Genomic DNA, 24011 nt, shown 5'->3' on the forward strand with positions numbered 1-24011 from the left:
CCGCCCACCGACTCCGGGACGGGACGCCGGCTCCCGAGACGCACTCCTGATCAAGCCCCTCAGCCTCCCCACCCCCGCACGACAACTAAAGATTGACTCCTCCCCCTATATCGAGTACATTAGTGATTACCGAAAGGGCGATGCAAGCGCCCGGCCGGTCGCCACGGGCCACGCCACCACGAGGAGTCGAGATGCCGCTCACCACCGTCACCCTTCAGCCCGCCCCCGGCTCGTGCACCTGCGACGGAACCGGCGCGGGCGGCTTCTTCGCTCCCGATGACGCCTACATCCCGTGCGAGGGCTGCGGCGAACGGGTCCAGGTCAACTGCGAGGCGAGCTGCGGGCGCTGCTGCCACACCTGCCACACCGAGGCCCCCTGCTGACTCCCCGGAGGGCGGCCCCGCCGGGGCCGCCCTCCGGGCACCGATCCGACTCCACCGCCCGCCAGAAAGGCATGCCGTGCTCTACGAACGCTCCTTCAGCGTCGCCCATGTACTCCTCCTGTTCGCGCTGAACTTCCTCTTCGGGGTCGGCTGGTGTCTCGCGACGTCCCAGACCGCGCCGCCGTGGTGGGCGCGCATCTGCGGGATCGTCGCAGCGGTAGTCGTGGCACGCCCGATGGAGGCGGCGCTGGCGCGGCGGCACGCGCGGCGCAGGGCCGGCCGCCGCTAAGGCGGGCACTCCCACGACCCTCGTCGACCCTTATAGGTTGCCACTAGCCCTCATGTGAGGTGCATTAGTGAATGTCGGAGCGGGTGAAGCAAGCACCCGGGCCGGACGCCACGATCACCCATGACGAGGAGTCACTCCTGATGAGCTGCCCCGCCCAGTACGGCATCGTCCAGTCCTTCCCGCACCGCTGGTGCACCCTGGTCGGCCGCACGGTCCTCCTCGCGGGCATGGTCCCCGCTCTGTTCGGCGGCGGTCCCACCCTGGCGGTCTTCACGCTCATCGCGCTCGCTGCGCTCGGCTTGCTCATGGTGGTCGGCGCGCGCCGCGCCGCCCGGCGCGCCCCGAAGCACTCCATCGGCCGGGCCCGCGCGACCGTGGCGCTCGTCACGGACGTCCTGGTGCTGCTGATTGCGGCCGGTCTCCTGGCTGGCGCCCAGTTGGGCGGGGGCTCCGGCGCGTCGCTCTCCTCCGGCGGCATGGTCACGATGGCGGCCTTCCTCGGCCTGTGCACCGTGCACCACTTCGCGCACCGGCGTTCCCACCGCCGCGCCCGCCGGTACTGAGCCCGCCCGCCGGGACCGGGCGTCCGCGCCCGGTCCCGGCCCTCGGCTGCCACCTTCCACGTCGCCCGGGAGATCCCGCGTTGAACAACGTCCACGGCCACCTGCCCACGCGCTCCTGCCCTCACCGTCAGTGCGTGCTCCTGCATCACCTCGTCCTGGTCATGCTGCTGCCCAGCCTGCTGACCGCCGTCGTCTACGGAGGCGCGTCCACGGCGGCGCTCCTGGCGCTTCTCGGCGGCGTCCAGCTCGGCGTGGTCCTCCTGGCCCACGCGCTCGACCCCGCCGACCCGCGCCGCCCGTGGGACCACCGGTCGCTGACCCTGCGCCCGGCGTGGGCCGCGCTCGCCATCGCCGCCGACTTCCTGGCCCTGCTCGCAACCTGCGCCTTCATGGCAACGCTCGCGGTCGACCGCAGCCACGCCGCCGTCCCCGCACCCGGCCTGGGTGCGTTCACCGCGATCGGCGCTGTCGGCGCGCTCCTCGCCCTGCGCCACGTCGCCCACCGCCGGGCCACTGTCCCCACCGAGCCCGTCGCGGCCGCCGATGCCGAGGACGACGACTGGCTGGGCGAGAGCTTCATCTGGGAGCACGGCGACATGGCTGAGCACCGCAGGTGACTACCAGGGAGGGGCGGGGCGCACCGGCGCCCCGCCCTCCCTCTCTGCGTTCCGGCCGGCGCAGGGGACACCACATTGCCGTCGGCACCCACCCCGCCCCTCTGGCCGGCGCGCGGGGTCGGCCCCAGCGAGCGCCGCTGCGGACAACAGAGTCACCCCGAAGGCTCCCCCGGTGCCCCTAAGGAATGCGCACCCCCGCCCCAACATTGACCCTTTAGCGTTGACGTAAATGCAGATTTGGAGTACATTAGTGAATAGGTCGAGGGGGTAGCCCTCCTCGGCCACCACGAACCCACCCCGAGGAGAAGTGACGCCTGTGACCGAGCTCGCCACCACCACGCAGTCCCCCGCCATCGAGCTGGAGCCGAGCGTGTGGATTCTCGAGTCCGGCGAGGACTACGAGGGCGGCTCGATCAGGGGCGTCTACACCGACCGGGATCTGGCGGCCGACGACTTCCTCGACCTCGTGCGCGATCTCGCCCGCTACTACAGCCTCGACGTCGACCGGTCCGGCGGGGATCCCGCCACCTGCGACCTGTACGTCCACGGCGGCTGCGCCTGGATCAGCCTCACCCGCTACTCCGTCGCCACCCGGCGCCAGCTCCGCTGAACCCGGCCCGCCGGCCTCGACCCGGCACACCACCTCCACCCCGCACACCGAGGAGCCCGGAATGTCCCTCACGCCCCGCAGCAGCGCCAGCGTCATCGCCCCCGCCGAGGACCAGGCGCAGGCGCTCTCCGGCAAGTTCTGTCCGCGCTGCGAGCGGAACGCGCTGTTCGGGATCGAGTGCTCGCGCTGCGGCCACGTGATCATCACGGCCCTGGTGAGCGCACCTCGTCATCCTCCGGCCTGGTCCGAGGGGTGTTGCCCCGTGTGCTTCACCGTCGATCCGGAGGTGTGGGAGGTCCACGGCCGGCTGCTCTGCACGACGTGCGCGGAGGGCAGGAGCCGGTGGGGTGACCGGGTGAAGGCCGCACCGGGGTGGCGGGGGCGCGCGCGTCGCGTGCTCGCCTGGGTGGACGAGCCGGGGTCCTTGTCCTTCGCCACGCAGTACGCCGACGAGACGGTCGGCCGGTGACGGCGTCCGGGCTGCCGCACCCTTCCCGGGAGGCATACAGCGCCGCCATGGCGCAGGCACTCAAGGACTGTGACCTCGACCGGTACCGGCGCCTGTTCGCCGCCCGGTCCGCTGCCGCGCACAGCGAGGCGGATGAGCGCCGGAGCCGGGCGCTCGGCGGAGGCTGACGGCGAGCGCCCCCTCCCGGTCGGCCGCTTACAGATTGACACTAATCCCCTCCCTGGAGTACATTAGTGAATATCGGGGGGATGCAAGCGCCCCGACAACGCCACGAACCGACCGCCCGAGGAGCACCACATGGCGCGCAGCCGCATCACCACCACCGACCTCCACCTCGCCCTGCACAAGCTGCTCGACGAGAACCCGCTGCGCGCCAACGAGGGCCACCCGGAGCACCGGCTGTTCGTCTACCACGGCAAGCCCGTCGAGCTGAACGCCACGCTCCTGCATCACTTCGGCGCGAGCATCAACCAGCTCAAGTCCCTGGACGCGGAGATCTGGGCGGCCGAGAACGACTGGGACAAGGTGAAGCACCCGCTGCGCCGCCGCTACACCGAACTCGCCTGGACCTGCCTGAGCCACCTGAGCGGCAGCGACACCGAGGGCGCATGGGCCAACTCGCACGACTACGCCTTCGGCCCCCGCGACGTGACCCTCAGCTGGATCGCCCGCGACTACGACCGCACGCTGGACGGCCGCCGCCGCCCCTGGCTCTACGACGCAGCCGAGTTCGAGCAGCCCCAGGCCGACCGCGAGCTCCACCCCGGCTGCTCCGCATACCCGGTGCCGCCCGCTGCGCTGCGCCCCTTCGCCCGCGAGGTCTGAGAAGCCCGTGTCACGCTCTGCCCGGGAGGCCGGAGAATCGGCCTCCCGGGAGCGTTTCTGCAGTTCACAGGCTGCCACGCTCACACCGTGACACCCGGCGTGACACCTGGCGTGACACCCTCCAGCCCGCCCCCGCGCGACCGTCACGAGCCCCAACCCGAGCCGACAGGAAGTAGCAGATGCGCACCGACATCACTGATGCCGCCATCACAGGAGGGACCGCCGGCGCAGTCCTGCGGGTGCGCCTGGCGGACTGGTTCGAGGTTCAGATCATGACCGGCCACACCAGCCAGTGCAGCCCCCGGCCGGCCTCTCCGCTCCCCTCCTGGTGGGACTTGCCCGCGAGCGCGCCCGCCGACTTCGCAGGCCCGTACGAGGCGCTCCAGGTGGGACTGGTCCCGCCACTCACCGCGCCCGAGGGCTGGCCCGACCCGCTTCCCGCGCACCCCCGCCAGGACCCTTACGACACCGCGGCCGCCACCTGGTACGGAACGGTCCCGGCGGCCCGCCTGCGGGAGCTCGTCCGTGACCACGGCGGCGAGAACGCACACCAGTACCCGAGCCCGGAGGACTGGGCGACGGCGTACGAGTGAGGCCGGACGACGGCGCGCGCAGGGCGGGGGCGGCGCTCCCCGTCCTCGACGCCGGGACGGGGAACATTAAGACTTGACCATACCCCCCCCTTTGGGTACATTAGTGATTACCGGGATGGCGATGCAAGCGCCGAACCGGCCGCCACGAACGCCCCGACCGAAGGACGTGCGCCATGACCTCCGCCACCGCTCGCCGTCGCCTCGCCGCTGCCTACCTCGCCCTGCGCCTGACCCCCGGCGCCAAGGTCCGCTACGTCGGCACCGAGACCCGCGCGCACGGCCCGGCAACGGTCCAGCCGTGCGCCTGCGGCATCTGCGCCGCCGATGTCCTGCTCGGCATCCCGGCCACCCGCTACGAACTGCGGACCACGGAGGGGCTGCCGACCGGCGTCTCCCACGTCCGCCACACCTCTGTCATCCCCGAGCCCACCGAGGAGGAGCGGAACTACGCCGCGATGCGCCTGTCGACTAAGGCCACCGCGGTCTACCTGCGCCAGCTGCTGCGCCGCACCTTCCCCGGCGTGAAGTTCTCCGTTCGCTGCGGCCCCAAGCGCGCGAAGGAGCGCTACCTGGAGCGCTACGAGATCACCGTCACCTGGAGCGGCGGCCCGAACCGCACCGCCGTCGCCACCGTCACCGCCCCGCTGCTCGCCAGCTATGGCAGTCCCGAGGAGTGCCGCCCGGCCTGGGTCTCCGTCACCGTCGAGGGCCGCCGCCACTACGGCGAGCCCAGCGCCCTCGCCATCCACCTGAACCGCACGGCAGCCTGAACCCGCCCCGGCCACAGGCCGGGGCCTTCCCGCCATCACCCATCGCAAGGGTCCGGGGCCCCGGCCTGCCGAGACGATCGGGCGTTGGGTCGGCCCGTACGCCCCGCGCCCACGCTGTTCGGCGCGAGGCTCTCGACACTCGGTTTCGCCGGAGCCCCGGGCCGGCTTGATGGAGCGGGGGACGCACGGCGCCGTCCACGAGCCGGCAACACCGCTTGCAACTGGAGCTCGGGAGTCGAGAAGCCTCCGTACGGCAACGGTTCGTCGCCGCACAGATTCCCGCGCGCGGAAGCAGACAGCCCGACCGCCGCGTACCGCATACTTCGGGCCCGCACGGCGCCGGCTTCGACTGCGCTCGCGCCGCGCCGGGAGCCCCACCCCGACAGTTGACGCAATAACCTTGACTACATGGTCAGGGATGGTAAATTAGTGAACGAGGGGCGATGGTCCCGCGCGGAACCCTTACCGGGACCTTCGGGCGCAGGGGACACCACCTCCAGATCGCTCCCTGACCAGGCACTTGACCCTCATCCAGCGGTCGGCCGGCCCCGGCGCGTCCCGCGTCTGCCCCTCCCCGCCTTGAAGAACTCGAACGAAGGCTCCCCGCATGTCAGCTCAGACCGTCACCGTTCGTGCCGTCCGCGGCCGCTACACCGCGCAGTTCTCCGCCCTTCCCGGACGTACGTTCGGCCCGTGGGACATGCCCGAGATGATCCAGGAGCTGCGCATCTCGGCCCTGCTCGATGCCCACGAGGCCCGGGACCTGGTCTTCGACGCGGCTGTCGCAGGAACGGTCACGGCCCCTACGGGCTGACCGAGCGACACCCGGGCGTCCCGGCTGCAGCCCCCGCCGACGCGCAAAGACCTCACACAGGTGCCGAACCCCATGAACTGAAGGAGCACATGCTCAGCATCGCAGCGAAGGATCTGCACGTCGGGGCCGTCGTCCTGAGCGGCACTCATCTGGAGACGGTGGAGTCCTTGCACCGCCAGGTGTCGCCGGACGGTATGGCTGTGGGCGTCTCGTTCGAGGCGACCGAGCAGCAGCGGCCGGGGCGCTACCTCGTAGTCGAACCCGACCACGAGTTCACGCTGGCCCGCGTTCACAGCGTCGCGTGGATCATCCACTCCAGGCACCGCAACGCCCGCGCCATCCAGGACCGCGCTCGCATCGCCGTCCCCTACGCGCTGCGCGGTCACTGGGCGTTCCGGCAGAAGTGGAACGTGGTGGAGCGCCTCGTCGAGGAGCACACGGTCCTCACGTACCGGCCGCTCGGGCTGGACGAGCTGCCCGGCCTGGGCGCGCCCACGCCGGCACCACCCAACCCTGACAGCTCACGCTTCTACCGGCTCCGCCGCCAGGGCCCCGCCGTGCTGGCGACCGGGGACGCCGTGCGCCGCGAACTGGCCCGCCTTTCCCAGGTACACCGGCATGATCACGGCCCCACCGACTGGGACATGGGAAAGCGGCTCCCCGCCGGCGGAGACATCTACGACTGCCTGAGCTGCGCCCGCTCCCCGTTCGACCTGATGCCGATGGAGATCGTCGTCGAGCGCACCTACCGGGACGTCGTCCTCGACGGCCTGCCCAGCGACTGGGAGTACGAACTGGACGCGGCGGCGGCCTACGAGCGGCATCTGCTGATGGGCACCATCACTCCGCCGTCACGGGATGAGTCCGGCATCGGCGACGGGGACATCGTGGAGTTCCCCGCCGACGGCAGTCGGGACAACGCCGGTGCCACCGCCCGCGCCAAGGTCATCAGTGCCGCCCCCGGAAACGACTTGGTGACCGGCGTGCCGCTGGTCCTCCTCTCGGGTCCGGACGGCCGGTACTTCCGTCGTGCCCTGTCCGGCTGCGTCCGCATCGCCCCGCCGGTCTGCCACGCGTCCGGTGAGGGCACCCGTTGACGCCTCACCGGGCCGGGCCGGGCGCCGAGCCGACGGCGATGACAGCGGCTGGCGCTCCGCCCGGCTCCCCCGCGCCGTGTCGGCGACGCCGTCAGGCCGAGTCCGTGCTGCAGTACCCGGCGGGAACGCGGGTGTTCCGCACCGGCGATCCCCGCACGCATCTCGTCTTCCACTCCCCCTGATCCCCCGGTGGGGCGGGGCCGCCCTTCCGCCCCCTGCCGCCGCCTCTCGGAAGGAACCCTGCTCGATGGCTCACCTCACGGAAGCCGACGTCATGTCAGCCGCCCTGCGTGCTCACGGCTACCCCGCCTACCTCTACGAGGAGGGCGGCATCACCGCGCTCGCCGTGCCCCTGAATCCCACCGTCTGCGACGACGACGTCCAGAGCCACCCGCATGTGCTCATCGCTTCCGGGGAGCGGGCCGACCGGCCCGTTGCCGAGCACGATGAGCCGTGGTCGGCTTTTCTCTTCGAGGCAGACCACGAGTTCGTCGACACCCTGTTCGCCGGCGATCCGGCGCACAGCATCAGCGAGGACGCCCGGCGCTGCGCAGCCGCGATCGTCGACTACGCGGCCCGCTACTTCGCCGGCCGCGCGCCCGATCCCGTTCCCGGTCCCGCGCAGCGGCTTCTTGACGCGCTCCAGCGGGCGAGGGTGGCCGGCTTCTACGACGCGGAGGAGGGCGTGGTGATCGCGCACCCGGCCCATGTCCCGCAGGACCGCGCGCTGAAGGAACCCCATGTGCTGCTGCAGGTGTTCACGGCCTCTGACGGCTGGCCGGACGGGTTCAGCGCCGTGGCCTGCAAGCCTGACGACGGAGTGGACTTCCAGGAGGTGGCCTCCGTTTTCGAGTCCCGTGGGCTGCCCGGCGCGGACGCGGTCGACCGCGGTGCGCAGGCCGTGGCCCAGTGGTTCGCCGAGCCGAAGCCCACGGCGGGCGCCTAGCTGGTGCGCTCGCCGAGCACGGCGTCACTCCGGCCGTCTGGGACAACGCCCATGCCGTCCCCCTGGCGCCCTACCTGCTGTTGAAGAGGGTGTGCTCCAGCGTCCACCTGTCCATCGCGGACCGGTTCGAGGGGGCACATGCCTACGGCCCACTGCGTCTGGGCCGTCTTCCGCCATGACAGCCCGGCAGAGGCCGTGGGCGGCCCGCTCTTCAGCGCACCGACCGTGCACGGCTGGCCCGACTGCACTACGGACTAGGCGCGCGCCGCCGCCTTCGTCGAGGAGTTCGTCGCAGCTCTCCGTCCGCCGCGGACTGCCAGGTAGGTTGCCGCCCGCCGCCGTAAGACGTGCTTGTTCCTGGGGGTGGGCCACCCCCAGGGGTCGTCTCGACGTATTGGCGACAGGACCTTCGTCGGTCGCTCGCGAGCCGGTCGAGCGTGCGCGGGCGCCAAGGGCCCTGGCACGGGCCCGGCCTTACGCAGCGCGCGGTGGCGCTCTCGGCTGCGCACGGTCCCACACACATCATGACCCTTATCGGTTGCCTCACACCCCCGCGTAGGGTACATTTGAGTTAAGTGGCCCGGGGGCAGCACTCCCCCGCCGCAGGCCGGCCCGCGTTCTGCGCACCGGCCCTCCAACTGTCCACCAACCACCAGGAGGCTTCGTGCCGATCCCCCGCCTGTCCCCCGGCGACCGCGTCCGCGTCACCATCTCCGCGACCGCCGTACGGTCGGGCCCGGGATACCTCGAGCTCTCCCCCCGCACCTACATCGAGTTCGAGTCCGAGGACGACCTGGAAGTCGAAGTCATCGCCGGCCTCTTCCGCTGCGGCGACGTCGTCACCGACGGCTCCCGCACCCTGCTGCGCACCGTCGTCGTCCGCGACAGCGGCACCGAGGCGTACTGGACGGCCGCGGACGGCTCCGTCGTGCGGGACGACGAGGTTCGCCCCGAGGCGCTGCGGCTGCTGCTCCGCATCGCCTGACCGCCCTGAGCGGGCCCGCCGGCCGGTGGGCCCGCTCCCTACCTGACAAGAAGAGGTCGTCATGTCCACACCCGCCGGCGCCCTCAGGATCCCTGCCGAGCTGTACGCGCACGACATCGCCCAGTACTGCCCGTCCGGCGACTACCCGATCGTCCGGGCGGTCCTCCAGGACGCCAAGCCCGTAGCGGGAGAGAACACCTACCTCCTGTGTCACCGCCCCGTACGGGAGACCGGCGCCGGGTACGGCGACGGCTTCAACCTGGGCTTCGAGCTGACCTGCGTGGCGGTCGCCCTGTCCAACCTGGTCCACGAGGTCAGCGACGGACGCAAAACCTGGGGCGACTACGCCGAGGCCGGCATCACCGAGAAGATGGTCCAGGACACGCGGAGCGCGCTCTACGACTCCCGCGACGCGTGGGAGGCCCAGCGCGCCGAGCAGTGCGCCACGGGGTTCGTCTGCATCGAGCTCGCCCGGTACGGCACCGACGGCACGATCGCAGTGCGGCTCGTGTGCGCATGCGGCTGCTCCCACGAGCCCCGCCGCCTGTTCTACGACGTGACCACCTTCGAGGCAGCCGAGTCGGACCCACGTCTCACCGCCAATCTCGTGCGATGGGGCATGCAACTCACCGGACCCTTCTGCGACTTCCAGTACGAGACCAACTGGTTCGGCACCACCCGGCGCGCCCCCGTCGCCCCCGTCGCCATCGCTGACTGATCCCCGGTCGCGCCAAGCCGGTCGGTGGCGCACCGGATCCCCCTCTTCCCACCAGGAGCCACAGATCATGGACACAGAAGCCCTCGACGCCTTCCCCACGTTCCGACTGCGCTCGGACGGCGCGGGGGCGCACGATGTCCTTGCCGGCGACGGTCGTCGCGTTGGCCAGGTCCTGCCGGCAGGCGGCGGACACTTCGCCCGGGTCGGCGCCGACAGGGGCCCGCGCCGGGAGAGCCTGCAGGCTGCGGGCGGGGACGCCGCCATGCTGCACGTGGCTGGCCACGGCCTTCCCGACGAGCCGGCCGCCGCGTACTCGGGCGTACCCGAGGCGCGCGTCGCCGTCAGTCTCGTCCCGCTTCAGCGCCAGGAGGTCGTCGACACGACGGCGCGGGCCTTCACCTTCTACGCGTTGCGCCAGCCGCACGTCGCCGCGATCCTCAGCGGCCTCGAGATCGTGGGGGCCGAGCGGGACGCCGTACACAGCCGCACCGGGTGCCGGCGCGTCGCTCGGCTGCTTCGTCTGGTCCAGGAGCCGGCCCAGGCGCTCCTGGACGAATCGAGGTGCGACACCCGCGAATGGCTTGCGCTGCCGCTGGCGCGGCTTCTGACGTTCTGCCTCCAGGCGCGCGTGCGTTTGGAGGCGACGGCCGAGCAGCCGACCGCCGATCTCCTCGGCCGGTACACCTCACGCCACGGCGCGGATGCGGACCTGGACACCCTCCACCGGATCTGGCGTGACCTCCAATCGGCCTGCTCGGTGCCTTCCGAACTCTCCGCGATCGACGCGGCCATGGCCTCACTCCCCGGCGGGAATTACGCGCAGTCCTCGACGAGCTGCCGCTCGACGGCCGCCCGCCTCGCGCAGGTCCGCGCCGCGGCCGACGGGATCGCAGCGACCGGTGCGGACGGGGCTCGGGACGTCCTGGTCCGCGAACTGTCCGCTCTGGCCGCCGAGACCGGGGAGCGGCTGGAAGCCACCGCCCGGGTGCTCGACGACACCGGTCGGCTGGGCACCGTCCGCATCATCAACGACGCGCTCGCCCGTGCCCGGCTCGGTGCGCTCACCGCCGCCGGCGAGCAGTCGGTCCGCGTGGACCGCACGGAGCTCGGGCCAGTACGTCGCACCTCCGATGGAATGTGGACCGGTCCGGGCCTTGCTGAGCCGTTCAACTCCTGCGAGGGCGCGGCCGCGGCCCTGATCCTCGCCCACCTCGCGCTGGCAGCGGCCGAGCGCCGGCGAGGCAGGGGCTGATCTACTGCCCGGCTTCGCTCCCAGACCCAACCCCACAGTGACGTAATCACATTGACCATACCCCCATTTTGGAGTACATTAGAGTTTACTGGTCAAGGCGTTCCGCCTCAAAGTCGGCGAGCCCCGGCCAGGACCGCCATCGAGAGCCGCACTCGGGGCCGCCGCGCCTTGAGACCCATCACCCCCTGGAGACCCCGTGGATCCTGCCATCGATCGCATCCGAGCCCTCGCCGCACGCCTTGAGGCAAAGGGCCGCCCGCTGCAGTGCGAGGAGCTCCCTCGACTCCTGGACGGCTCCTTTGCGCCGTCCACCGTAGACCTGGCCTGCATCGCCGACGAGGCGGGCGTCACGATCGAGCTCCTCCTCGGCACTCGCCCGCGGCGCCCCGTGCTCGACTACTGCGACCTCTGGCCCCTTTCCACGGGAGACGCCGAGGACAAGCCCTCGATCAAGGGCCGAACGGAAACGGTGACGGCACGCCCCGCCACCGCAGCCGACGGCGGCACCCTCATGAGCCCCGACGTCGAAGTGTAAAGAGTTGACGTAACCCCCCATTTGGAGTACATTAGTAAATACCTGAGCGGGCGATGCAAGCGCCCGCTCGGTGGCCACGACCACGCACTCGACGCAAGGAGCTCCGCCATGGGACACACCAACTACTTCGCGTACACGCCCAAGGCGCAGAACTTCCTGTCCATCTGGCTGCAACTGCGCCTCGACGCGGCAGCGATCCTGGACCTCGTCGAGCAGACCCAGGGCATCGCCCTCGCGGGCGGGGCGGGCACCGGAGCACCGCGCATCGACGAGGACGCCATCGTCTTCAACGGCCTGATGGCCGCGGACGAGGACTACGAGACCTTCGCGATCGAGCTGGAGCCGGAGTTCGAGGACGAGCGGGGCTTCACCTACTCCTTCTGCAAGACCGGAGGTGTCCGGCCCAAGCCCTATGACATGGCGGTCACCGCCGTCATGCTGCGCGCCCACACGCTCGCCCCCGACTGCTTCGCGATCGACAGCGACGGCGACTGGGACGAGGAGTGGCTGTATGCCCGCGCGATCCACCGGATGCTGTTCGGCACGGACCCCGGCATGGAGAGCCCTTTCACCTCACCGCTCCACACGATCGGCCCGGTCGCCGCACGCTACTGACCGCCGGGTGGGGTGTTGCGGACACCGCAACACCCGCCCCACGCCACGACATTGGACCCGCAGCACCAGAACAAGGAGAGGCATTCGTGTCCGTGACCTTCACCGCCGACTGGCGGCCGGCCACCCAGTTCGCCGTCACCTGCGGCTGCGAGCGGGCCACGGCGCTCGCCGTGCGGCACGACACGTACGAGGAGGCCAGCGTCGCCGCCCTCAGCACCGGCCCCGCCCGGCGTGCGCTGCCCGGGTGCGCGATGCCCGAGATCTGCCCCGAGTACCCGCTGTACGTCCACGACGTCGACCCGCACGGCGAGTTCACTCCGGAGGTGAACGTATCCCAGCGCCACGCGGCGCTCCTGGCGGGCCTGCTCGGCCTCACCGCGCCGGAGGCGATCGATGCGGCACAGACGCTGCCGCGCTCCGCCCGTGACGGCGGCGGACCGGCGGACGACGCGGGGCAGCTCCCGGCCGAGGACTTCCTCGGCCGCGTCCTGGTCGCGCTCGCCCTCACACCCGAGGACGAAGGTGTCGACGGCTACTGGAACGGTCGCCTTCACATGGGCGGCCGCCGTGCCGGCTACCTCCAGCTGCGCCTGGCGGAGCTGCACGACCTTGCCCAGTGGTGCGTCGATCGTGGCCGCGACGTGGCCTGGGGCTGACCGGCATGCCTCCCCGCCTGACGCCCCGCCGGCTCACGGCACTCCGCGATGCCGCCGTCCGGCCCTCGGGCAGCATCCACCCGATGCTCGTCAGGGAGGCCGACGTCCGCGCGCTGGAAGAGCTCGGTCTCGCCGGCTTCCTCGATTCCTGCGGCCACCTCCTGGGCGCAGCCGACCCCGCTGGCGAACACCGCGGGCACCCTCACCTGCTCCGGCTGACCGCCTCCGGGCGCAGCGCCGTGAACACGGCCGGCGGACCACTGCGCGCGGAGGGCCCCGGTCGTCCGCTTCCACCACTCACGAGTGACCCGCAAACTTGACACAGACCCCCCCTGCTGAGAACATTAGAGAATCCCCAGAGGAGTGGAGGGACTACCAAGTACCTTCCCGAACTGCCCATACGCCCACCCGGAGTCCCCCCATGAAGAACATCACCGAGGTCAAGAGGGCCTTCGCGAAGCTGCCCGAGCGCGTCACCGCCACGCAGATCGCCGAGGCCACCGGCCGCGCCCACATCCACAACTGGGTGAAGGACCCCTCGTTCCCCGACGGCGAGAAGGACCACGGAGGGCGCACGATCTACCGCGACCGTGACGACGTCTGGGAGTGGTACGCCGACCAGCCCTTCGCCCGGCCCAACCGCTCCGGCCCCCGCGACCTGGAAGCGAAGGTCGTATCCGCCCAGCCCACGCAGGTGCTGCTGGACACCAGCGAGCTGGCCGACCTGCTGGGCCTGACGCGGCGCGCGGTGAACAAGTACACCGAACGCTACCCGGCGTCCGAGGCCCAGGACCCCTTCCCGCCAGCCGACGCCGACGGAAAGCGCTCCTGGAGCCAGGTCCAGGCATGGTTCCTGCGCAAGAACGACCCGATCCCGGCAGCGGGCGAGGGCGGTGCGCGGGACTGGGCGGACGTACGCGTGTGGCTGCTGAAGCGGGCCACCGACGGGTCGGAGCCTGTCGACGGGCGGGTCTACCTGGACGAACTGGGGCTGACCGTCGGCCAGCGTGACGTCGTCGAGCGGGCCCGGCTCGCGCGTGCGGCCGACACGAGCGTGCCCGTGGAGTGGCTGGCAGAGGTACTCCACCTGGAGGAGCCGGGCCAGGCGGAGTGGCTGGCCGAGCTCCTCGACCTGATGGACACCGGACACGTTGCCCTGCGCCCCCAGGCCCCCGCCACTGCTGAGGAATCGCGCCGGCTCGGCCTGACCGCCCTCGCCCGCGAGTTCGGCTTCAACAAGGAGACGATCAAGCACTACGCGCGCGCCTACACCCCGGAGAAGGTCGACGACCCCTTCCCCGCCAAGGACGGCCGCAGCACCCGCGACGTCGCCGAGGTCCGGGACTGGCTGGTCCGCAACCGCAAGCTCCGCCCCGCCGAGCCCGAAGGGGCAGCGGCCGACGCCTGACCGCTCGGGGCGATGTCCCACACCGCCCGACCGCGCTCGCCCTGCTGGGCACCCGAACGAAGAAGGGCACACCTTGCTCGACATCGAAGCCGACGCCCCGCTCAGCCCCGCCGACGCCGCGCACACCGACCGGCTCCTGGCTCTCGCACGCTCCCACGGGGTCGACCCCACCGACCTGGACGAAGCCGTGCACGACGCCGCCTCGCAGTACGCCAGTGCCGCGTACAACTCCACCGACGAGGGCGACGTGGGCGACGAACTGCACGACGAAGCCGGGCGTCAGGCCGCAGCCATCAACAACGGCGGCCTGGACCGGCAGGTGGCCTACCTGGTCGTACAGGCCGGCCCGGAGGAGACCGAACGCGTCATCCGCCAGGCCGCCGCCTGACCTCTCTCATCACCCCTACCTGCCCCCGGCCCGCGGCCGGGGGCATTTGTACGGTGGCCGGCCGTGAGGCTGGGCGCCCCCTGAACGCCCCGAAGAGCACGACGCGGCCAGAGCCCGGCCGGCAGCACGCTCGCACCCACGCCGGACGCTCTCGGAATGCCGCCGAGCCAGAACAGACCAGATCGAGCAGCGGAAGCCGGCGGAGCCGGGTCGCACCCCAGGGCCTGGCCGCCAAGGCCGGCTCGGGTCGACTCCGGTCCGGTACCGGCTGAACACTTTGGGGGTGTTGCGGCAGGCGACGCCGGGGACACCACGTTTCCCCGCCTGCCGGAACAGCGAAGGCCCGTCCCGGCAGGAACAGGGCCTGGGCGTGGTGCGGGGCCGCTACAGTAGGCCTGCGCTCACCTTTCCCGCTCGCTTCAACGACTGGGCGGCGTGAACGTGGCTAGGGGCCGGACGGCCTTGCAAACCCTCTCCTTCACCGGAGGGGGAGACTTCGGTCTGTCGTCCGGCCCCGCTTCTTGTCGCCGCTCCGATGCGGCCCTTTGCTGCTACTCGGCCGATTCTGCGCGCCGGTCCTCCTGCGCACGCTGCCGGCGGCGCCAGCCGTCCCAGGCCAGCCACGCCGTGCAGGCGATGACCACCACGACGGCCGTCCACGTCACCGCGGCCTGCTGGGCCGCGTTGGCGACCAGCGCCACCGCGAAGGCCAGCACGCCGGCGACCACAACCACGCTCACGGCCGCCTGGCTCCTCGCCGGCCCCTCCGTACGCCCCACCATGTCGATACCTCCGAAGACTGTCCTGCGCCACGGGTGAGTGTGCCGCACCCTGTTTCCCGCCGTCCGACGGTCGACGACTTGCCCACCGTCGGGCCTCTTGCCCCCGTGTTTGTGCGGCGAGGGCGGCCCCGCAGATTGCTTGACCCTTTTAACTTGACTCAAGTGTACCCCGTGAGTTAAATTATAAGAGTCAGGGGGTTCGGATGGGACTCCCAGTCGACTGAGGAGCTATCGCTGTGACTGTGCTTGAGATCCCCACCACCGGAACTGCCCTTCGCGCCCCGGGCCGCAAGGACGCCTGGACCATCCTGGGCGCCGACGTCAGCGAGGCGAACACCGCCCGCGAGGCCCTGGAGATGGCCGACCTTCGCGACTGGGACGTCCGCCTCATGGGCAACGTCACCGCATCCGAGGTCACGATCCACGAGGACGGTGTCACCGCCACCGAGGTGAAGATGCCCGACACCCGCGCCACCGTCCGCACCAACCCGCGCACCGGCGGGACCGAGTACCTCAGCGCTGTGGGCCGCAAGTACACCCCGGTCCAGATCGAGGCGTATGAGAACGTGCTGGACCTGGCCCGCCGCGAGAGCGGCGCCGTCTTCCACAAGGCGGGCGCGTACGACGGCGGCAAGAAGTTCTTCATCTCGATGAGCCTGCCGGGCATCGTGAGCATCGGCGGGGTCGACGAGCACAACATGCACCTGACGCTCTTCGGCAGCCACGACGGCTCCTCGGCCAACTCCCTGCACATCGGCCCGACCCGCCTGGACTGCGGCAACATGCAGCGGATCATCATCGCGGGCGCCAAGCACAAGGTCTCGGTCCCGCACACCGCCTCCGCCCTGGACAAGCTCGTCAGCCTGGAGAGCGAGCTGGCCGTCCTCTTCGACTGGCAGGACGCCTTCGAGCGCGAGGCCGAGCGGATGCTCAACACCCCGCTGAGCCTCGGCCAGTTCGAGCAGCTCGTCACCAGCCGCGACCTGTGGCCCATCCCGACCAGCCCCACCACCCGCACGCGCAAGAACTACGAGGCGCGCATGGACACCCTGCGCAGCCTGTTCGAGAACGCGGACACCCAGGAGTCCATCCGGGGCACCGCGTGGGCGGGCTGGAACGCGATCGGCGAGTACCTCGACCACTACGCCAAGGCGAACTCCCTCTCGGTGCGCGCGGCGCGGTCGCTGTCCGACGTCGGCGCGGTCACCAAGAAGAAGACCGCCGCTCACCGCCAGCTCCTCGCCCTGGCCGCCTGACCGGCCCCTCAGACCGGCCGCCGGGAGCCTCACCCCACCCGCTCCCGGCGGCCCCCTCCCCAGCTACCGAAGCGACCGAAGCGCGGAGAGTCCTGTGTCACCCGATGCCGAACACGATGCCTCCCTCTACGGGCACGGCGTCAGCGACCACGAGGACGGCGTCCTCGTCCACATCGCGGCCGGCCCCTGGACGGTCCGGTACTGGGCAGGCAACCCCGACAGCCTCTGGCCCGAGGACCGCCTCAGTTACTGGATGGCGTCCGTGTGGGCGCGCTGCGGCCGTGGCCTGACCTGGAAGTCCGGCCCGCCCGCCGAGGGCCGCCCCCGCCCGTGCGGGATCTGCCGTCTCAGCAGCGCCGACATCACCGCCCGTCACACACGGCTCCGACCCACCGCCGCCCCCGGGCCCGGCCACACGGCCTGACCTCGCCCGCTACCTCGGAAGAACAGGAAACCGAATGATGCTCGTCCTGCTCGACGTGCCCCACGTGGAGACCGCCGACAGCCGCGAGGGATTCACCAAGGGCGACCGCGTCAAGCGCGTCGGCGGACACACCCTGCCCCCCGACGGCGTCGTGCAGGGGTGGTCGACCCTGGAGTACGCCCCCACCGTGTGGCGGTGCACCGTCACCTGGGGCGGCGAGTACATCGCCCAGTACGAGGCGCACGAGATCGAGCACGACCACCGGGCGCAGTAACCGACGCTCGGCAGACCGGACGCGCCCACGCAACAGCGCATCGTCCGCACAGCAGATCCGGGCCCTGATGCTCCCCCGGGGGCTGTGCGCGGCGTGCCCTGCCTGCCCCGCTCCTCCGCTGATCGCCGGTACGACCCACCGACCGGTCCCGGGTGTCACACCCGTCCCTGGCACCCGGGCCTCCCCCTCCACCCCGCCCTTACAGTAAGGAACCGTCCCTATGGCGACTACCAACGGAATCCTCAACGGCCTGAAGGTCGAGTCCTTCGACTTCGCCGAGACCCCCCGCAGCACGCCGGGGGACCGCCGCTACTACAAGGAGGTCCTGGAGGTCCTCCTGGAGGACGGCTCGGTCGTCTACAACTGCGTCTGGCCGGAGTGCGAGTTCACACGGTCGTCCACCAGCGGGGTGTGGCCGCACACCAAGGTCCACAAGCCCCAGACCGGCACGCCGAGCAAGGCCCCGGCGCCCGCGGAGATCGACGTCACCGCTCTGACCATCGCCGAACTCGTCGAGCGCGCGCAGGACGCCACCCGGTACCACTCGGACCGCGACGCCGCCCTCAAGAAGCTGTCGAAGGCCCAGCGCGAACTGGGGGAGCTGAAGCCGCGCCTCAGGAAGGCCGAGCAGGCGCTCAAGACTATCCGCACCGCCTTCACCGCAGCGGCATAGTCCGCAGGCACCGCGGGGCGGTTCCCCTGCCCGCCCCGCAGCCTGGCCCGCGCCCTGCGCTCCTGGCCGGATCAGGCCGGCCGCCGCCCTGCCCCCACCGCCCCATGAACGGATGCCTTTGATGCGCCTTGCTGACCTGCCTGCGGGAGCCGTCATCCTGACGGGTTCCGTCGTCACCGCCGTGGAGGCCCGCGAACTGCGCGAGGACGACCTCCTCGACGTGAACGGGACCGCGGTCACCGTGACCGGCACCGATCCCCACGACGTCCCGGGTATCACCCGGATTCCCGTCAGCTACCGCCCGTACGACAACGACACCGTCCGCACCGAACGGTGGACCGTGCCCGACACCACCCGCTTCACGCCGCGCCGGCTGCTGCGTACCGACAAGGTCACCTGCGGCCTGTGCGAGCCCGGCACCAACACCCACGACGTCCTGATCGACCGGGTCACGGAGGGCTGGGTCCAGTCCTGGGTGTGCGACGCCCACCTCCGCCTGTCCTAGCCCCACCGGTTGTCAGACCCCCGCGAAAGGATCACTGCATGACGACTGCTGCACCCGCTGCCCTCCTGACCGACCGCACCGCCTACGACACGGCGGTCGACCAGGCCCTCGCCGCCAGCGCGGCCTACTACGGGGACGGGGACACCACCCTCGACGACGCCTCGTACGACGCCCTGGCCCGCGGGATCGCCGCCTACGAACGCGAGCACCCCGACCACAAGCGGTCCGACTCCCCCACCGGGAAGGTAGGCGGCGGCACGGCTCCCAGCGGCGATGTCGCGCACACCGTGCCGATGCTCTCCCTGGACAACGTCTTCGACGCGACCGGCCTGGAGAAGTGGGGCGCCTCCCTGGCCCGCCGGATCGGTGGTCCGGTGACCGGCGGATACGCGGTGGAACCGAAGCTGGACGGAGCGGCGATCGCGGCCCGCTACCGGGACGGCAAGCTGGTACAGCTCGTCGGCCGCGGTGACGGCGCGCGCGGCGAGGATCTCTCCCACGCCATCGGAACGATCGTCGGGCTGCCCATGCAGCTGCCGGACGGCGTGACCGTGGAGATCCGCGGCGAGGTCCTGCTGACGCAGGCCCAGTTCGAGAAGGCCAACGAGATCCGCCTCGCGCACAAGGCGAAGATGTTCTCCAACCCGCGCAACGGCACCGCTGGCACGCTGCGTGCGAAGGACCGGCCCTACGTCATCGAGACCACGTTCTTCGCCTACGGCGCGGTGGGCCTGGACGGGGTCGACGTCCTGGACGGGGACTCGCACGAGGCAGTCATGGCCCAGGTCGCCGCCCTGGGCGTGCAGACCACCAGCAGCACCGAGGTCGGACTGCGGGTGTGCACCACGCTGACGGAGGTCCAGGCCCGCGTCGAGGAGATCCAGAAGCTGCGGCCCGAGCTGCCGTTCGGGATCGACGGCGTGGTGATCAAGGCCAACGGCTTCGCCGAGCAGAAGGCCGCCGGGTTCGCCACGCGCCACCCCCACTGGGCGATCGCGTACAAGCTGGCGGCCGTCGAGGCCCAGACGAGGCTGATCGCGGTGGAGTGGAAGGTCGGCCGGACCGGGCACATCGCGCCGCGGGCTGTGCTTGAGCCGGTGGAGGTCGACGGCAGCGTTGTCACCTACGCCACGCTCCACAACCCGGCGTTCATCCGGAACAGCGGCCTCAAGATCGGCGACACCGTCAAGGTCTGGAAGGCCGGCGACATCATCCCCCGGATCGAGTCCCCCGTGGCCGCGCTGCGCACGGGTGCCGAGACCGACATCGCTCTGCCCGAGGCCTGCCCGAAGTGCGGCGGCGACATCGACAAGTCGGGCGAGCGGTGGGAGTGCGCGGGCGGCGTGAACGGCCCTTGCGGCCTGCTGCCGTCCCTGAAGTACGCCGTCGGCCGCGACCAGCTCGACATCGACGGCCTGGGCGTGACCTACCTGGAGGCGCTCGTCGAGGCGGGATTCGTCAACGACCCGGGCGACCTGTTCTTCCTCACCCGCGACCAGCTGGCGCAGGCGACCGGCAGTGAGAAGCGGGCCGACTCGCTGCTGGCCCAGCTCGACAAGGCCAAGCAGCAGCCCCTGAACCGGGTGTTCTGCGCCCTGGGCATCGTGCGGACCGGCCGCACCCTCTCCCGGGAGATCGCCCGCCACTTCGGCACGATGGACAAGATCCGCGCCGCCACCCCGGAGGCGCTCGCCGAGGTCAACAAGCTCCCGGGCGCGAACGCGCCGAAGATCGCCGCGCACATCGCCGCGATGGGCCCGGTCATCGACAAGCTCGCCAAGGCCGGAGTGAACATGGTCGAGCCGTCGGCCGACAGCAGCAACACCCCTGGCAGCAAGCCGCTGTCGGGCGAGGTGGTCGTGGTCACGGGCGGGATGCACGGGCCGCTGGCCGGACGCAACCGCAATCAGATGAACGAGCTGATCGAGAACGCGGGTGGCAAGACCTCCAGCAGCGTCTCGAAGAAGACCACGATGCTGGTGGCGGGTGAGGGGGCCGGGTCCAAGCTGGCCAAGGCCCAGGAACTTGGCACGAAGGTCCTCAGCGAGCAGGAGTTCGCGGACCTGCTCGCCGGACACCTCGCCTGACCTCACATCCCCTACCGGAAGGCGGGGCGGCCCTGACCGGTCGCCCCGCCTTCGTCGTGCCGGGATTCCTGCCCGCCAGCCTCCGGCGGGAGCGCGTCCTCTGTCCACAGGCCACGGGCTCCAGCCTGCTGCGTGAACGGCCAGGCAACTGGCCCGGAGCAGGGGAGCAGACGTGTGCAGATCACTCGCCCAGGGCGGCCGGCGCTGCCGGGGGAGCAGTCTGGCGGTGCGGCGCGCCCGGTACGCCACGGTCACGTCCGCGGCGGCGAAGGCGTATCGGCAGGCCCTCGACGACGGCGGCGTCGACTACGGTGGCAGCGCCTGGCGGGCGCACGAACGCGCCCAGAGCAGCGCGGACCGTGCCCGCGCTGCTGCGGCCGCCGGCGACCACGAGGCGGCGGAGCGTGCCGCGCTCGACGCCAAGAACCAGATGAACCACGCGGCCTACCTTGCCCGCTACCACGCCCAGGGACGTGTGGCCCGAGCCGCGGAGACACGGCGGACAGCGAAGCAGGTGGACAAGGCGCTGGCCGGCGCCAACCCGAAGTACCAGGCCGGCGTGCGGGCCTACTCGCACAACTGCACCCACGTCTCACAGGCTTATGAGCTGCGCCGGCGCGGACTTGACGTGCAGGCGGCGCCGGACACCACGGGCGGCCGTACGTACGTCGAGTACAGCGAGCCGTGGGGCGGCTGGCAGAAGTTCACGCACTGCAGCTCGTCTCCGGACGTCGGCCGCTCGCAGATCGAGCGTGCCTTCGCGGAGCCCGGCTCGCGGGGCATCGTCAGGGTGCGGTGGAAGAACGGAGGTGGCCACGCCTTCAACGTCGAGAACGTCGGCGGCAAGGTCCGGTTCATCGACGCGCAGCCGACTCCCCCGGTGACCGACGCCTCGCACTACTTCTCCCTGGCCACGGAGTCCGGGTACCTGCGGCTCGACGACAAGCCCACCCCGTCCAAGAAGGCCCTCAAGTCCTTCATCGCGGACTGACCGCCGCCCCAGCAATTGACTTGACGTGCACCCCTATTTGAGGTACATTAGAGATTCAGGTTCTGAGATTGGATGCCGACATGACCATCACGTACGAGCAGGCACGCGACCGCGTACGGGCGGAGCTTGAGCCGACCTGGAGCACCGGAACGTTCACGATCGACGACCGGACGATCGTGGAGAACGACGAGATGTACGTCTTCGAGGTCGGCGCGCGCGAGTTCCTCAAGGACCGTGATCCTGCCTTCGAGATCGTGGGCGGCGTGACCGTGGTCTACAAGAAGGACGGCCGCGTCGACAGCCTCCCGTCCGTGCAGGTGGCGCTCGACGAGTCCCTTCAGCGGCGTGCCAACCCGACGTCGATCTTCAGCTGACGTAAGCCCCTGCTCCGGCTTCGAGGACTCCTCCATCTCTCCAACCCTGGCCCGCTGAGGCGGGGCGGCCCATAGGGCCGCCCCGCCTCTTTGCGTCTGCTACAGGTAGCAGTCGCTCCACCCAGCGCCGCTCCGCCCTCCCCGGTGATCGACGACCTCTGTCCACAGGTGCTCCCTCTGAGGATGAACGGACACCGGGCACACGGGCCGTGGGGCCCAGCGGACGTGACTCTGCCACGCCGGCTCCTGCGGCTCCCACCCCGGCAAGGCCCATCCGTATTCACGAAGGACGCCGAACCGCATGAACCAGCACATCGCCGCTCCGCCCACTGTGATCATCGTCAGCCCTGGCGACGAGGTCTACCGGGGGTACTGCCTCGAACAGGCCGCTTCCGGACACGCCGTGGCCGTGATCACCCCCGGGCCGCTCACCTGGGAGGCCCCGCACGTGGTCGACCACGAAGCCGCCGACATGGACAGCCTCCAGTCGCTGCGCGATGCCGCGCGGGCCCTGGCCCTGCGCAACCACGTCACCGGGGTCTTCACCTGGGACGAGTACGCACTCGTCCCGACCGCGCGGATAGCCGAGGACCTCGGCCTTCCCGGCAACAGCCCGGCCGCCGCGGCCGCCTGCCGGGACAAGGCCACCAGCCGGAGCCTGATGGCCGCACACGCGGTGCCCTCCGCCCGCTTCTCCTCCGTGACGACCTTCGACGAGGCCGCAGCCGCAGCAGAGGAGATCGGCTATCCCGTCGTGCTCAAGCCGGCCAGCCACGCCGCGTCAATCGGTGTGATCCGCGTCGACTTCGCCGAGGAGCTCGCCGCTGCCTGGAAGTTCACGACGGCGGGCGCGAGCGAACAGGGGCCGGAGGGCACCGGCGTCCTCGTCGAGGAGTACCTGACGGGCCCCGAGATCAGCGTCGAGTGCGTCACCTACCAGGGGGACACCCGCGCCGTGGCCGTCACGCACAAGACGCTCGGCTTCGCACCCCTCTTCGAGGAGATCGGTCACACCGTCACCGCGCAGGATCCCCTCCTGCAGACGGTCGCCCCCATCGCCGCGCAGGCAGTACGCGCTCTCGGCGTGACCAACGGCGTCCAGCACGTCGAGATGCGCCTCACCCCCGCCGGGCCCGCCATCATCGAGGTCAACGGACGGATCGGCGGTGACCACATCGGGAAGCTGGTCCTGCTGGGCACGGGCATCGACCTGCCGCGCGCGGCCGCGGACGTCGCCGCCGGCAGGCGCCCCGATCTGACGCCCACGCGCAACTCGGCCGCCGCGATCACCATCCTGTACCCGCCGGCCACCGGCACCCTCACCGCGCGGCAGCTGCCGCCCGCCGTCGAGCACGGCGCGCCCTGGCTGCACCAGACTGGATGGTTCAAGGTGGTCGGTGACCCGGTTGCCGTTCCCCCTGAAGGCGACCTGGACGATGCCAGGATCGGCTTCGCGATCGTCACCGGTGCCACCGAGGAGGAAGCCCGCGAGCGGGCGGCGGAGATCCTCGCGCACACCGAGCTCGGTGTCCGGCCGGCCCCGGAACCGGAAGCGACCGCCACGCGCAACACCCCCGTGCTCGCTCCCGCTCCCGCCGCGTGGCCGTGTGCCTCGCGTGATCTGACGTAGGAAGTCGGGAACGGGGCCGGTCTGTACACGGTGGTCGCCCGTACGGGCTGCGGAAGACCCGGTTCAGGTGACTGCTGGGCACATGTTCACCAGTCGGTGCGGGCCGGTCATCCCGGCAGGCGCACACCCGGCGTGAGAGCTCGCACCGGTACCCCTGGACAGCGCGCCCCAGCTGGTCACGCAGCCTCTGACCGTCACGGTCGGCGAGAGCCGGCCACGGCAGACTGCCGCTCCGGGCGCGGCCCTCCCGCCATCTGAGTGGCGGTCCACGAGAGCGTCTCAACGGCTCCCCAGTCCGGGGCTCTTGCGAACAGCCGTGGCCAGTCACGATCCGCTCGACCAGCGCCCCGCCTCGCCTTCGCCGACCGCCGGCCTCTGTGCACAGGTCCGCTTCCGCAAGATCACCCAACCGCACGGATGGGTGTCCGCGCGGCAAGCGACAGAGAGGAGCGGGCATGTGCAGGCCCGTAGCAAAAGGGGGC

Annotated in this window: 30 protein-coding genes; 29 read left to right on the forward strand and 1 reads right to left on the reverse strand. The window is 71.1% G+C overall.

The window, feature by feature from the left end; translation table 11 throughout:
- Window positions 1–191: 191 nt before the first annotated feature.
- From ACZ6K0_RS37085 to ACZ6K0_RS37180, 20 genes are all read left to right on the forward strand, one after another.
- On the forward strand, window positions 192–383 hold the full coding sequence (locus ACZ6K0_RS37085; RefSeq protein WP_210977318.1) for a hypothetical protein: 192 nt from the start codon (window positions 192–194) through the stop codon (window positions 381–383).
- 76 nt (window positions 384–459) lie between these two features.
- A complete protein-coding gene (locus ACZ6K0_RS37090) occupies window positions 460–672 on the forward strand; it encodes a hypothetical protein (RefSeq protein ID WP_362487907.1) in 213 nt (70 codons plus the stop codon).
- A 71-nt stretch (window positions 673–743) separates the two neighbouring features.
- Entirely contained in the window at window positions 744–1235 is a 492-nt protein-coding gene (locus ACZ6K0_RS37095; protein ID WP_469577794.1) for a hypothetical protein, read from the forward strand.
- A gap of 134 nt (window positions 1236–1369) precedes the next feature.
- Window positions 1370–1852, forward strand: coding sequence for a hypothetical protein (locus tag ACZ6K0_RS37100; RefSeq protein ID WP_469577796.1), 483 nt, complete (start codon window positions 1370–1372; stop codon window positions 1850–1852).
- A gap of 307 nt (window positions 1853–2159) precedes the next feature.
- A complete protein-coding gene (locus ACZ6K0_RS37105; protein WP_362487821.1) occupies window positions 2160–2462 on the forward strand; it encodes a hypothetical protein in 303 nt (100 codons plus the stop codon).
- A gap of 61 nt (window positions 2463–2523) precedes the next feature.
- The gene (locus ACZ6K0_RS37110) at window positions 2524–2931 is read left to right on the forward strand and encodes a hypothetical protein (RefSeq protein ID WP_362487818.1); all 408 of its coding nucleotides are present in this window, start codon (window positions 2524–2526) and stop codon (window positions 2929–2931) included.
- Between the two features lie 297 nt (window positions 2932–3228).
- Window positions 3229–3756: a hypothetical protein gene (locus ACZ6K0_RS37115; RefSeq protein WP_362487815.1), complete on the forward strand. Its 528-nt coding sequence runs from the start codon at window positions 3229–3231 to the stop codon at window positions 3754–3756.
- A gap of 179 nt (window positions 3757–3935) precedes the next feature.
- The gene (locus ACZ6K0_RS37120) at window positions 3936–4349 is read left to right on the forward strand and encodes a hypothetical protein (RefSeq protein WP_469577798.1); all 414 of its coding nucleotides are present in this window, start codon (window positions 3936–3938) and stop codon (window positions 4347–4349) included.
- A gap of 173 nt (window positions 4350–4522) precedes the next feature.
- Window positions 4523–5119: an LPD29 domain-containing protein gene (locus ACZ6K0_RS37125; RefSeq protein ID WP_362487809.1), complete on the forward strand. Its 597-nt coding sequence runs from the start codon at window positions 4523–4525 to the stop codon at window positions 5117–5119.
- Between the two features lie 607 nt (window positions 5120–5726).
- Window positions 5727–5933, forward strand: a complete 207-nt coding sequence (locus ACZ6K0_RS37130; RefSeq protein ID WP_210977327.1) for a hypothetical protein — start codon at window positions 5727–5729, stop codon at window positions 5931–5933.
- Between the two features lie 89 nt (window positions 5934–6022).
- On the forward strand, window positions 6023–7030 hold the full coding sequence (locus ACZ6K0_RS37135; protein WP_469577801.1) for a hypothetical protein: 1008 nt from the start codon (window positions 6023–6025) through the stop codon (window positions 7028–7030).
- A 247-nt stretch (window positions 7031–7277) separates the two neighbouring features.
- Window positions 7278–7976 (forward strand): hypothetical protein, encoded by a 699-nt coding sequence (locus ACZ6K0_RS37140; protein WP_469577802.1) that lies wholly within the window; start codon window positions 7278–7280, stop codon window positions 7974–7976.
- A gap of 664 nt (window positions 7977–8640) precedes the next feature.
- Window positions 8641–8961, forward strand: a complete 321-nt coding sequence (locus tag ACZ6K0_RS37145) for a hypothetical protein (RefSeq protein WP_469577804.1) — start codon at window positions 8641–8643, stop codon at window positions 8959–8961.
- 61 nt (window positions 8962–9022) lie between these two features.
- On the forward strand, window positions 9023–9679 hold the full coding sequence (locus ACZ6K0_RS37150) for a hypothetical protein (RefSeq protein WP_469577806.1): 657 nt from the start codon (window positions 9023–9025) through the stop codon (window positions 9677–9679).
- Window positions 9680–9746: 67 nt separating this feature from the next.
- On the forward strand, window positions 9747–10931 hold the full coding sequence (locus ACZ6K0_RS37155) for a hypothetical protein (RefSeq protein WP_469577807.1): 1185 nt from the start codon (window positions 9747–9749) through the stop codon (window positions 10929–10931).
- Window positions 10932–11127: 196 nt separating this feature from the next.
- Complete coding sequence (locus ACZ6K0_RS37160; protein WP_469577809.1) at window positions 11128–11466, forward strand: hypothetical protein; 339 nt, start codon at window positions 11128–11130, stop codon at window positions 11464–11466.
- A 108-nt stretch (window positions 11467–11574) separates the two neighbouring features.
- Complete coding sequence (locus ACZ6K0_RS37165) at window positions 11575–12081, forward strand: hypothetical protein (RefSeq protein WP_469577811.1); 507 nt, start codon at window positions 11575–11577, stop codon at window positions 12079–12081.
- An 86-nt stretch (window positions 12082–12167) separates the two neighbouring features.
- On the forward strand, window positions 12168–12737 hold the full coding sequence (locus ACZ6K0_RS37170) for a hypothetical protein (protein ID WP_469577812.1): 570 nt from the start codon (window positions 12168–12170) through the stop codon (window positions 12735–12737).
- A 421-nt stretch (window positions 12738–13158) separates the two neighbouring features.
- Window positions 13159–14145 (forward strand): hypothetical protein, encoded by a 987-nt coding sequence (locus ACZ6K0_RS37175; protein ID WP_469577814.1) that lies wholly within the window; start codon window positions 13159–13161, stop codon window positions 14143–14145.
- A 73-nt stretch (window positions 14146–14218) separates the two neighbouring features.
- On the forward strand, window positions 14219–14533 hold the full coding sequence (locus ACZ6K0_RS37180) for a hypothetical protein (RefSeq protein ID WP_469577816.1): 315 nt from the start codon (window positions 14219–14221) through the stop codon (window positions 14531–14533).
- Between the two features lie 551 nt (window positions 14534–15084).
- Here ACZ6K0_RS37180 and ACZ6K0_RS37185 read toward each other — a convergent pair.
- Window positions 15085–15273, reverse strand: a complete 189-nt coding sequence (locus tag ACZ6K0_RS37185; protein ID WP_469577818.1) for a hypothetical protein — start codon at window positions 15271–15273, stop codon at window positions 15085–15087.
- A gap of 278 nt (window positions 15274–15551) precedes the next feature.
- On the opposite strand from ACZ6K0_RS37185, the gene ACZ6K0_RS37190 reads away from it, so the two are divergent.
- The 9 genes from ACZ6K0_RS37190 to ACZ6K0_RS37230 all read left to right on the forward strand — a co-directional run bounded on the left by ACZ6K0_RS37190 (window position 15552) and on the right by ACZ6K0_RS37230 (window position 23529).
- A complete protein-coding gene (locus ACZ6K0_RS37190) occupies window positions 15552–16571 on the forward strand; it encodes a DUF932 domain-containing protein (protein ID WP_469577821.1) in 1020 nt (339 codons plus the stop codon).
- A gap of 94 nt (window positions 16572–16665) precedes the next feature.
- Window positions 16666–16995: a hypothetical protein gene (locus ACZ6K0_RS37195; RefSeq protein ID WP_469577823.1), complete on the forward strand. Its 330-nt coding sequence runs from the start codon at window positions 16666–16668 to the stop codon at window positions 16993–16995.
- A 34-nt stretch (window positions 16996–17029) separates the two neighbouring features.
- A complete protein-coding gene (locus tag ACZ6K0_RS37200; protein WP_469577825.1) occupies window positions 17030–17269 on the forward strand; it encodes a hypothetical protein in 240 nt (79 codons plus the stop codon).
- Window positions 17270–17489: 220 nt separating this feature from the next.
- Window positions 17490–17942 (forward strand): hypothetical protein, encoded by a 453-nt coding sequence (locus ACZ6K0_RS37205; protein WP_469577827.1) that lies wholly within the window; start codon window positions 17490–17492, stop codon window positions 17940–17942.
- Between the two features lie 121 nt (window positions 17943–18063).
- A complete protein-coding gene (locus ACZ6K0_RS37210) occupies window positions 18064–18447 on the forward strand; it encodes a hypothetical protein (RefSeq protein ID WP_469577829.1) in 384 nt (127 codons plus the stop codon).
- 38 nt (window positions 18448–18485) lie between these two features.
- Complete coding sequence (gene ligA, locus ACZ6K0_RS37215) at window positions 18486–20534, forward strand: NAD-dependent DNA ligase LigA (RefSeq protein ID WP_469577831.1); 2049 nt, start codon at window positions 18486–18488, stop codon at window positions 20532–20534.
- A gap of 172 nt (window positions 20535–20706) precedes the next feature.
- Window positions 20707–21525 carry a toxin glutamine deamidase domain-containing protein gene (locus ACZ6K0_RS37220; protein WP_469577833.1) on the forward strand — a complete coding sequence of 273 codons (819 nt, stop codon included), beginning with the start codon at window positions 20707–20709 and terminating at the stop codon, window positions 21523–21525.
- Window positions 21526–21605: 80 nt separating this feature from the next.
- Window positions 21606–21899 carry a hypothetical protein gene (locus ACZ6K0_RS37225; RefSeq protein WP_469577835.1) on the forward strand — a complete coding sequence of 98 codons (294 nt, stop codon included), beginning with the start codon at window positions 21606–21608 and terminating at the stop codon, window positions 21897–21899.
- A 301-nt stretch (window positions 21900–22200) separates the two neighbouring features.
- The gene (locus tag ACZ6K0_RS37230) at window positions 22201–23529 is read left to right on the forward strand and encodes an ATP-grasp domain-containing protein (RefSeq protein WP_469577837.1); all 1329 of its coding nucleotides are present in this window, start codon (window positions 22201–22203) and stop codon (window positions 23527–23529) included.
- The last annotated feature ends 482 nt before the right edge of the window (window positions 23530–24011 follow it).

This window comes from Streptomyces sp. NPDC042346 (genome assembly GCF_055581845.1).